Below are 9,729 nucleotides of genomic sequence, written 5' to 3' on the forward strand. Positions count from 1 at the left end.
GGTCCGTGGTTGGCTTGCCAACTGCAGGGCTACCGTTCGCGCCAGCGGGCCGGAGGCCTTAAGCCCGCCCCGTACTGCGAAGCAGTCAGGGTCGGGTAGTTTACTCATGCAAAAACTCCAAGACAGTTTGGTAAAAGCTCTGAGCATCGATGGAGCACTGGGGGTAGCGCTGGGGGACTGGAAAACTGGGATGTGCTTGGGATATAAGGGCACCAACAGCCCCGCTTTCCCAGAAGCTAACTTGGAGCTGGCAATCGCCGGAAACACAGAAGTGATTCGCGCTAAGATGCGAGTCGCGGAGTCACTTAAGTTCACCGACAGAATTGAAGAGATTTTAATCATCCTGGAAACTCAGTACCATCTAATGCGTATGCTTAAAACCATAAACGGCCTATTTTTCTACCTAGCCTTAGACCGAGAAAAAGGGAACTTAGCTCTTGCCCGCATTAAACTCAGTCAAATTGAGAGCGAATTGACCCTCTAAGGGCAACTTGAAAGAGATGAAGCATCACGGCGAGCAGGGAGTCTAATTTGGCCGTGGAGCTACACCCCCAATACTTATCCTTGGCCGACAGGGCATGTCGGCATAGCTTAACCTAAGTGTTGAAGGAAAGAGAGTGCGGAACCGGGGACTTGAACCCCGATGGCATTGCTGCCACTAGAACCTGAATCTAGCGCGTCTACCATTCCGCCAGTTCCGCGGCGATCTACAAGTGTGCCCAAAGCAGGGGATCCCTGTCAAGGCTCCTGAGAGGTCTGGAGTGTTGGGAAGAGGGGATCCTCGTTGACGGCTCTATCTGTGCTAAGCTCTGCTGCGCACCAGATGAAAGCCGATAACGCTGACCTTGGCCGACTTTACCTTCACCTGCGAGGGCACCTGCCCCCATACCCAAGCGCGGGCGGGATACTTCGTCACCCCCCACGGCGGGATCCCAACCCCTTGCTTTATGCCGGTGGGAACTTTGGCCAACGTGAAAACCCTCACCCCCGCCCAGCTCAAGGAGACAGGTGCCCACATCATCCTCAGCAACACCTATCATCTCCACCTGCAACCTGGCGAAAGCATCATTCAAGCAGCAGGGGGGCTGCACCGCTTTATGGGCTGGTCGGGCCCCATCCTTACCGACTCAGGGGGCTTCCAGGTCTTCAGCCTCAGCGCCATTCGCCAAATCAACGAGGAGGGAGTGACGTTCCGCTCTCCTCTCGATGGCCGCATCATTCACTTCACCCCAGAGCTATCCATCCAGATTCAAAATGCCTTGGGTGCCGATGTGATCATGGCCTTCGACGAGTGCCCGCCCTACCCTGCCAGCCCTGAGGAAGTGGAAGCAGCGGTGCGGCGAACCACCCAGTGGCTGAAACGGTGCGTGAAAGCCCATCGCCGCTCAGATCAGGCTTTGTTTGGCATTGTGCAGGGGGGAGTTTACCCTGAGCTGCGCCGGCGGGCGGTGGAAGAGGTCTGTCGGTTGGATCTGCCGGGCTATGCCATTGGCGGGGTGAGTGTGGGGGAGCCGGTCGAGTTTATGCACGCCGTTGTGCGGCAAACAGCCCCTCTACTGCCGGCAGATCGCCCCCGTTATCTCATGGGGGTGGGCACCTATGCCGAGATGCGGGCTGCTGTGGCCGCCGGAGTGGATTTGTTTGACTGCGTGATCCCCACCCGCTATGCCCGCCATGGCACGGTGATCAGCCGGGGCAAACGCTGGAACATCAAAAATGCCGAGCATCGCCGCAGCCTGGATCCCATCGATCCCGATTGCCCCTGCTACACCTGCCGCCACTTTAGCCGCGCCTACTTGTGCCACCTCATCCGCGCCCAGGAGATCCTGGGCTATACCCTGCTTTCTATCCACAACATCACGGAGCTGATGCGCTACACCCAAAAGATGCGCCAGGCCATCTTGGAAGGCAAGTTTCACGAGAACTGGGATCCCTGGAGCTAAGCCGGTCAGGAGATTTCTCTGGAAATATCCGATCCATCCTAGTTCACTAGATACTCCAATTATCCCGTGTATATACTAATTATATACTCCAATATCCCGTGTATATACTTAAATTATCCAAATTATCCCATGTAGCTACTTATATCCCATGTAGCCGCAGGAAGTCCCATGTAGCCGCAGGAAGGAGTCAGATCATGGCTATCCGAACCCTCAGCAGCGTGATTGAACAGCACATCGCCGGCCTTCCGGGCTTGATTGCTGTTTTGATAGGGCGGGCCACTGATGGTACCACAGTAGCCAAAGTAACCTACGTCAGTGATAGCCAAGAGGAGCAGGCGCTAGAACTTTTGGGCACCTATGCCAGCGACCTAGTCCAGGCCAACAGTCGTCTATGCCAGCTTGTCAGCTCTGACCAAGAGGCGGACTACCTTTTGGCCGGCACTTCGGCGTTGCGGGTTGTCATCAAAGCGTTTCCCAAAAGCCCCTACTTTGTGTTACTCTTGACCCGTTCCATCACCGACCTCAGAGCCATTTCAGAGCGCATCAAAGCCATTCTGATTGACGGAAAGCCGCTACTGCCCCCTGTGCAGGACAGCACTATGTCTGTGGCTCAGGCTTTGATGGACTATGCCAAGCGCTACGCTCCGGATCCCAACTTTGTGGCTCTGCGCCTGTCTTTGAAAACGGGCCTAGACCGCAACCGTCTCGAAAAGGGCGCCCTGAGCCGTCAGGAGCTGCGCATTCTCTACAAAGCAGTGGCAGATCTCTTGGGCCGAGAGCGCCTGCCTATTGCCATGCCGGTCTGAGTAGTCGAGAATAGCTGGCGAGGTTTGTCTGAGGGCAGTTGCTGCGCTTGTGGGATCCCCTATTGTTTATCTGAGTTCACTTGCCTATGCTTGAGCATCTACATCTCGACCGCGACCGTAAGCTCATCTCCCTGTTTGGAGAGCCGGTTATCTTCCACTGCCATCACTACAACCTATTCCTGCAGCAGACTATTGAAGATCCCGACTGGATCGATGGAGTAGGGATCCTGCGCACGGCAGCCCAGGAGATCTTTTACAGTCTTCTGTACGGAGCTTTCAAGGCTCTTGGCATTCAGGAGACCCAAGAGCGCCTGGCAGTAGCAGCTCAGATCTTCAGTTTTTTAGGATTTGGGCGGCTGGCGTTTGAGGTGACACCTTCAGGCGGGGAAGTGCAGCTTACCCATTCTCACTATGCAGAAGGTTGGCTGAGCAAGTACGGGGATCAGGTCAACCGCACACGTCCCATTGACCACTTGGCGGTGGGCTATGTGGCGGCAGCTCTGGATGCCACGTTTGGCGAGCTGGGAAGCTACGGGGCAGAAGAAACGGAGTGTATGGCCGTTACGCGCAAGGATCACTGCGTGATCCAGGCCACTCGGCTGCCGCGGCCCCAGTTGTTGACTCCCAGTCCAGGGATGGGCAAGTTGATCGAGCAGCCGCTCCAGTTCCCCCGGCCCACAACAGCAGTGGACTACGATGCGGTCAACGAAGCTCTGTGGGGCTTGCCTTTGGCCGGAGATGATCAGGGGCAGATTCGCGCCTTTAACGTGTTGCTAACGCGCATGCCTGCCAACTACTACAACCGCATTCAATATCGCTTTTTACAGGAGCTGAAGGCGGTGCAGGCTGAGCTGATGGGGGTGGGGGAAGCTCTTATCCGCGAGTCGGGGCATGTCTGTGTGTTCTACACCTTCGGCAACATCATGGAATCGGTGGAGTGGGAAACCCTGGTGGGGCCGATGCTGGAGAAGGACACGGACTGGATCCACGGCGGCTATGCGGTGGCCAGCAGTCTGGGGTGGGGTCGCTGGCAGGCTTTGGAGGTGGTGAGCGGCGAGTCTTGCCGGGTGGCCATTGACGGCAACTACGAAGCCAACTACTTTTTGGCTTCCTACCCACGGGCAGAGGATCCCGCCTGCTACTTTGCCCAAGGGGCGGTGCCGGCGATGATGAATCTGGTCTACAACGGCAACATCCAGCAGAAGCCGGTTTTGGATCAAGTCTTCTACAACCGCCTCTTCCAGCGGGGTGGGCTCTTCCACGGCCAGGAGACCAAGGCCAGAGAGAAGGGGGATCCCTGGTGCGAGTTTTACGCCGCTCGCGTCAGCGGGACGGAGTCCTTGCGGATGTAGGGATCCATGCAGGTGCGCATCCTCAGGCGGCGGGAGTGTGGGGCTGGGTGGGCCACCGACCTGCTGCTGCCACGTTGCCTTGTCTGGTCAGAGGTAGAGGCTCTGGCCCAGGAATGGGGAGCCGCTTGTCGCTGTTTTCAAGGGCAACTGGTGTGGCTGGATCTGCCCTCAGGCCGGATTACGGCTTCGTTGCGGGTGCCCCGCCTGACGTTGCGACTCCACGATGCCAACGCTGAGGCGCAGATCTTAAATCGTTTGCAGCAGTTGGCCAAGTCTTCTGGTTCCCAGACAGAGGGAAGTTAAGGGCAAAACGAGAAGTTTAGCTTGGCACCGACATTTTGCGGCAGACTATCGACCAATGCAGGATCGACTTTCCAGGAGTGACATGCGCCCACCAAGTTCGAGCCTGCTGAGGAACTGGGAGCCGCGTTCATACTCGCTCATAGTCATAATGTATGCAGCATGCATGCAGCTCGGTACCTACCTTGCCATAGCAAAGAGAGCGCTCCATTCTTGGTTGGGCACACCCGGCTTGGCGATGATCTCAAGGATGCGATTTTGGGCGGCGGGCTGGAATAAACTTTCGACGGCCACTTGGGCTACTTTCGTGCGGGGGATGCTGCCGTCAAAGAGGGTATCCGCCTTGGATAGGACAATGCCATCGTCGTTGTCTTGGTTTTTTAGGCCCCCCGGTCGAACGATGGTGTAGGTGAGGCCGCTTTTTTGCAGATATTCTTCCGCCCGTTTTTTCCACACCAGGATCAGCCAAAACAAGTTGAGGGGATGGAACAGCTGGGAAACACACAGGGAAGAGATTAAAACAAAGTGTTGGATCCCTTTGGCTTTGGCCACATCGACCAGGTTCTTGGTGCCTTCATAATCCACTCGGTAGGGCTGAAAGGGATCCCAACTGGGCCTGGCCCCGGTGGCACAGAGCACCACCGTGCATCCTTCCATGCCTGTCTCCAGCGTGGCCGGATCCAGCACATCCCCCACCACCACTTCCGCTTCGGGGGGCAAAACCCGAGCGGCCAGCTCATGGCTGCGCACCAGCGCCCGTACCGGGATGTCGCGGCCCACCAACTCTTTGACAATGCGGCGTCCGGTTTCTCCTGTAGCCCCTGCAACAAAAGCCTGCATAAGTTTCTCCTGCAAAGCTGCCTATACCCGGCGTAGCTGTTCGAGGATTTGCGGTGGCCCCATCTGCCATTATCTTCCCAAAATCGGCCTCAGGTTCCATCCTTTCCATGACAGGATGGTAGGGATCCCGCCCCCCGGTGCATCAGATGGTTGCCCAAGCTGCTCCTACTGCCTACGAGGCCCAAACCCAAGCTCTTGCCCAATCTCTGTTCGCCTCTCTTTCGGGAGAGAAGAGATCCCTGCTGGCCCAGTGGCGGGATCAACTGCGCTGGGAGGACAAGCTGCTGGCCTGGGCGATGGAGAACCCCCACTTGCGCACCCAGTTGTTCCGCTTGATCGATGTCTTGCCCAGCTTGAAAAGTAAGGCTGAGGTGGCCCGCCATTTGCAGGAGTATCTCTTGGATCCGGCAGTAGAGTTGCCGGGGATGCTGAAGAGCCTGCTCAACTTCGCAGACCCCGACTCCCTGCCAGGACAGTTGGCTGCCAGCACTCTCACCGCTGCTGTGGAAGCTCTGGCCCGTCGCTACATTGCCGGAGAAACTCTACAGCAAGTCAGCAAAACTCTGGAAGCTTTGCACCGGCAGGGTATGGCTTTCACCCTGGATTTGCTGGGGGAAGCCGTCATCACCGAAGCGGAAGCCCAATCCTACCTGGATCGCTATCTGCAGGTGATGGAGCATTTGGCAAAGATGGTCAAAACCTGGCCACAACCGCAGCCGGTGCCGCAAGTGTCGGTAAAGCTGACAGCCTTCTATTCCCAGTTCGATCCCATCGATCCCCTGGGGGCCAAAGCCAAAGTGGGGGAACGGATTCGCATCCTGTTGCGCCGGGCAGAAGCTCTGGGAGTCGGGATCCATTTCGACATGGAGCAGTACCGCTACAAATCCCTCACCCTGGCCATTTTGCAGGAGCTGCTGCTGGAGCCGGAGTTCCGAGGCCGCACCGACGTTGGCCTGACGCTGCAGGCCTACCTGCGGGATAGCTACACCGATCTGCAAAACCTGATCGCCTGGGCCAAAGAGCGGGGATCCCCGGTGACGGTGCGCTTGGTCAAGGGGGCCTACTGGGATCAAGAGACCATCCTGGCGGCGCAAAAGCACTGGCCACAGCCGGTTTACAACAGCAAGTCTGCTACCGACGCCAACTTCGAGCGCATGACCCAGCTTTTGTTGGAGCACCACACCCATCTCCGCGCTGCCATTGCCAGCCACAATGTGCGCTCTCAGGCCAAAGCCATTGCCATCGCCCAAGCGCTGGGGATCCCCCAGTCTGCTTTTGAACTGCAGGTGCTCTACGGCATGGCCGATCCCCTGGCCAAGGCCCTGGTGCAGAAGGGACAGCGGGTGCGGGTGTACTGCCCCTACGGGGAGCTGCTGCCGGGCATGGCCTACCTGATCCGGCGCTTGCTGGAAAACACCGCCAACACCTCTTTTCTGCGGCAAAGCGTTCAGGGCTACAATCCCGAGCAACTGTTGGCCCCACCGGTCTTGGAGGAGGGATCCGTTTTTCCAGCTCCTTCCCTCTCGTTTGCCGCCGCTCCCGACACCGATTTCAGCCGACCCCAACAGCGGGATCCCTTCCTTCAGGCATTGGACGAGATCCGGCCTCAACTGGGTCAGAGGGTTCAGCCCTGGATTGCCGGAGAATATCGCCCCACCCGACAAGCCATGCTCTCCCTCAACCCTGCGGATCCTGAACAGGTGGTGGCGGAAATTGGGTTGACCGAGCCGGAACAGGTGGAGCAAGCCTTGGCAGCGGCCCAAGCCAGCTTCCCCAGCTGGAGGCGCACCCCCGTTGCCGTGAGGGCGGGGATCCTGCGGCGGGTGGCGGAGCAAATCGAAGCCCAGCGGGCGGAGCTGGCTGCCTGGATGGTGCTGGAGGTGGGCAAGCCCATCGCCCAGGCCGATGGGGAAGTTTCCGAGGCCATCGATTTTTGCCGCTACTACGCCCAACAGATGGAGGCTCTGGAGCGGGGACGGGAGTGCAACCTGCCCGGCGAAACCAACCATTACCACTACCAGCCCCGCGGTGTGGCGGTGGTGATCGCCCCCTGGAACTTCCCCCTCTCCATCCCCTGTGGCATGACAGCGGCGGCTTTGGTGGCCGGAAACTGCGTGCTCCTCAAACCGGCGGAGCAATCTTCGCTGATCGCCGCCAAACTGGCGGAGTTTATCCTCAAGGCCCTTGCCGAAGCTGGGATCCCGGAGGGTGTCTTTCAATTCCTGCCGGGGGTGGGCGAAGCCATTGGCCCCCTGTTGGTTCAAGACCGGCGGGTGCACCTGATTGCCTTCACCGGATCCCAGGCGGTGGGTTGCCAGATCCTCGCCCAAGCCGCGCAACTGCAGCCGGGCCAGCACCACATCAAACGGGTCATTGCCGAGATGGGGGGCAAAAACGCCATCCTCATCGACGAAAGCGCCGACCTGGATCAGGCGGTCAAAGGAGTGGTCAACTCCGCCTTTGGCTACAGTGGCCAGAAATGCTCCGCCTGCTCGCGGGCGATCGTTTTGCAGTCCATTCACGACCTGTTCTTGGGGCGGCTCATCGAGGCGGTGCGCTCTTTAAATGTGGGGGATCCAGCCCACCCCAGCACCCAAGTTGGCCCGGTCATCGATGCAGAGGCCCAAGCTCGCCTGCAACAGGCCATTCAATCGGCTAAGGCTGATGCCCGCCTCGACCTCAGCCTGCCCGTGCCGGAAAAAGGCTACTTCGTCGGCCCCACTGTGTTCAGCCAGGTGGATCCCCAGTCAGAGCTGGCGCAGCGGGAGCTGTTTGGCCCGGTTTTGGCGGTGATCTCAGCGCCGGACTTTTCTTCTGCTCTGCAGATGGCCAATGCCACCCCCTACGCCCTCACCGGCGGTCTCTACAGCCGCACCCCTTCCCACATTCAACAGGCTCGCCAGGACTTTGCCGTCGGCAACCTCTACATCAACCGCGAGATCACCGGGGCGTTGGTGGAGCGGCAGCCCTTCGGCGGCTTCAAGCTCTCCGGCGTGGGATCCAAAGCCGGCGGCCCCGACTACCTGCTGCAATTTTTAGAGCCGCGCACCGTAACCGAAAACACGCAACGGCAGGGCTTTGCTCCCATCGAGGGATCCTGAGGATAGGGCTTGGGAAAGCTCATTGGACAGGCTTGGCCACATCCCCAACCTTGAAGCCTGCCCCGCTGAGAATGCGTCCCACGCTGGAGCCGTCATCCACTTCCGTCAGTTGGATCTGTCCGGCTGGCTCGGTCAATTTGCGCAAAACGGCCCCCGTGGCCGGATCCTTCACCTCGCGGACGACGCGCTCCACAGAAAGAATCAATCCCACCCGATAGCCATCGCGGCTGCCCTTGTTCAGGATCACCTGGTTGCCGTAGACATCCGCCACCAAGGCGTCAACCGTTGGCAGAGAGCGAGGCTGAGCTGCCAAGCGCCCGGCAAAACCGGCCAACTGCTGGGCAATTTGCTCCACCGCTTGTTGGCTTGCCAATACCAACAGCTTCTCTTCGTTGCTGGTGGCGGATCCCCCGCCAAAGCCGGCAACCGTGACCGTGCTATCCGACTGGCTGGCGTTGCCTTTGCCCTCGACCACGGCCAAGATCTCGGCAGTACTGGTGCTCACCAAGCGGGCATTCAGCTGCACGTTGGCATCGGCATCCACCGACTCAGCCCCCACCGCCAGCGGGAAGCTGCCAAAGGGGGTCAAGACCGGTGCCCCACCCCCAGAACGGCGCACCGACACATCAAACTGGGTCACACTGCCGAGGATCACCGCATCGACCCCTAGGATCCGGCCTACCTGAGCAGCGGTGTTGGCATCCAGTCGACCGGATAGACCCAGGTTCTGCTCGGCCAAGATCGCGTCCAGCCGCGAGCGCTCGATGACGGAAAAGGTGCCATCTTTCACCAACCGATCCACCAACAGGTCGCTCACCCCCCGAGAAGCCTCGCGGAAGCTGTAGGGATTGCTGAGGCTGCTGAAATCAAAGTCCAAGACTGCAATCCGAGGACGGGATGTGGGTTGCGGCGCTTGTCCCACCTGTCTGGGGGCAGAGAGGGTGCAGCGAATGTCTTGGGGAAATTGCTGGCAGAGGGCTGGATTGGCGGATTGGGCCACCACCGGGATCCCTGTCCAGCCTAGGCTTACCAAAGGGATCCCGAACAGCAAAACGGAAGAGAGGTTGCGCATGGTTAAACGATCTCCTAGATCTGGGAAGTGGCCACAGTTACTCTCAGCTTGCACCCAAAAGAGCTTCAGGGCGGTGACCGGTATCACCTGGCAGCTAAGGGCTAAGGATCCTGACGTCGCCTGTTCCCAGAAGATGCCCTACACTCTACCGACTACAAGGTTGTTGAAAAAAGGGATTGAGAAGGTTTGTATAGAAGAGTTGACAAATCTCAACCCTGTTGAGCAAAGGTACTCGCTCTCTGCAATTGACATCCTCCCCGGCCTGAAGGCTGGAGATTCCTACCACGCTACGCATGGATGGCTCCTTGCGCAGTC

At 58.8% G+C, this 9,729-nt stretch carries 9 protein-coding genes and 1 tRNA gene; 7 read left to right on the top strand and 3 right to left on the bottom strand.

What is annotated here, in order from left to right; all coding sequences use genetic code 11:
- The coding region (locus NW839_RS10995) for a hypothetical protein (protein WP_414380648.1) at nucleotides 1-484 on the top strand (484 nt) is incomplete at its 5' end.
- A 134-nt stretch (nucleotides 485-618) separates the two neighbouring features.
- Here the strand turns inward: NW839_RS10995 and NW839_RS11000 are convergent.
- Nucleotides 619-701, bottom strand: a tRNA-Leu gene (locus NW839_RS11000).
- Nucleotides 702-833: 132 nt separating this feature from the next.
- Between NW839_RS11000 and tgt the strand changes: the two genes are divergently transcribed.
- The 4 genes from tgt to NW839_RS11020 all read left to right on the top strand — a co-directional run bounded on the left by tgt (nucleotide 834) and on the right by NW839_RS11020 (nucleotide 4,404).
- Nucleotides 834-1,943, top strand: coding sequence for a tRNA guanosine(34) transglycosylase Tgt (tgt, locus tag NW839_RS11005; protein WP_414351098.1), 1,110 nt, complete (start codon nucleotides 834-836; stop codon nucleotides 1,941-1,943).
- Between the two features lie 194 nt (nucleotides 1,944-2,137).
- Nucleotides 2,138-2,749 (top strand): hypothetical protein, encoded by a 612-nt coding sequence (locus tag NW839_RS11010; protein WP_414351093.1) that lies wholly within the window; start codon nucleotides 2,138-2,140, stop codon nucleotides 2,747-2,749.
- A gap of 86 nt (nucleotides 2,750-2,835) precedes the next feature.
- Nucleotides 2,836-4,101 (top strand): hypothetical protein, encoded by a 1,266-nt coding sequence (locus tag NW839_RS11015; RefSeq protein WP_414351091.1) that lies wholly within the window; start codon nucleotides 2,836-2,838, stop codon nucleotides 4,099-4,101.
- Between the two features lie 6 nt (nucleotides 4,102-4,107).
- A complete protein-coding gene (locus tag NW839_RS11020) occupies nucleotides 4,108-4,404 on the top strand; it encodes a hypothetical protein (RefSeq protein ID WP_414351089.1) in 297 nt (98 codons plus the stop codon).
- A 177-nt stretch (nucleotides 4,405-4,581) separates the two neighbouring features.
- On the opposite strand, the gene NW839_RS11025 is transcribed toward NW839_RS11020, so the two are convergent.
- A complete protein-coding gene (locus NW839_RS11025) occupies nucleotides 4,582-5,241 on the bottom strand; it encodes an SDR family oxidoreductase (RefSeq protein WP_414351086.1) in 660 nt (219 codons plus the stop codon).
- A gap of 146 nt (nucleotides 5,242-5,387) precedes the next feature.
- Here NW839_RS11025 and pruA point away from each other — a divergent pair, with 146 nt between their 5' ends.
- Complete coding sequence (gene pruA, locus NW839_RS11030; protein ID WP_414351085.1) at nucleotides 5,388-8,342, top strand: L-glutamate gamma-semialdehyde dehydrogenase; 2,955 nt, start codon at nucleotides 5,388-5,390, stop codon at nucleotides 8,340-8,342.
- A 19-nt stretch (nucleotides 8,343-8,361) separates the two neighbouring features.
- Here the strand turns inward: pruA and NW839_RS11035 are convergent, their stop codons facing one another.
- Nucleotides 8,362-9,414 (bottom strand): CsgG/HfaB family protein, encoded by a 1,053-nt coding sequence (locus tag NW839_RS11035; protein ID WP_414351082.1) that lies wholly within the window; start codon nucleotides 9,412-9,414, stop codon nucleotides 8,362-8,364.
- Here NW839_RS11035 and NW839_RS11040 point away from each other — a divergent pair.
- A partial coding sequence (locus NW839_RS11040) for a hypothetical protein (protein ID WP_414380650.1) occupies nucleotides 9,413-9,729 on the top strand: 317 nt, incomplete at its 3' end. The two genes, NW839_RS11035 and NW839_RS11040, sit on opposite strands and share 2 nt — an antisense overlap.

The sequence above is a fragment of the Synechococcus sp. R5-15 genome (assembly GCF_047462035.1).
Taxonomy (GTDB): Bacteria; Cyanobacteriota; Cyanobacteriia; order Thermostichales; family Thermostichaceae; genus Thermostichus.

Excerpts from the sequence above, each read along its gene's own strand:
- NW839_RS11010 (WP_414351093.1), top strand. The coding sequence starts at position 2,138 with ATGGCTATCCGAACCCTCAGCAGCGTGATTGAACAGCACATCGCCGGC.
- NW839_RS11015 (WP_414351091.1), top strand. The coding sequence starts at position 2,836 with ATGCTTGAGCATCTACATCTCGACCGCGACCGTAAGCTCATCTCCCTG.
- NW839_RS11020 (WP_414351089.1), top strand. The coding sequence starts at position 4,108 with ATGCAGGTGCGCATCCTCAGGCGGCGGGAGTGTGGGGCTGGGTGGGCC.
- NW839_RS11025 (WP_414351086.1), bottom strand. The coding sequence starts at position 5,241 with ATGCAGGCTTTTGTTGCAGGGGCTACAGGAGAAACCGGACGCCGCATT.
- pruA (WP_414351085.1), top strand. The coding sequence starts at position 5,388 with ATGGTTGCCCAAGCTGCTCCTACTGCCTACGAGGCCCAAACCCAAGCT.
- NW839_RS11035 (WP_414351082.1), bottom strand. The coding sequence starts at position 9,414 with ATGCGCAACCTCTCTTCCGTTTTGCTGTTCGGGATCCCTTTGGTAAGC.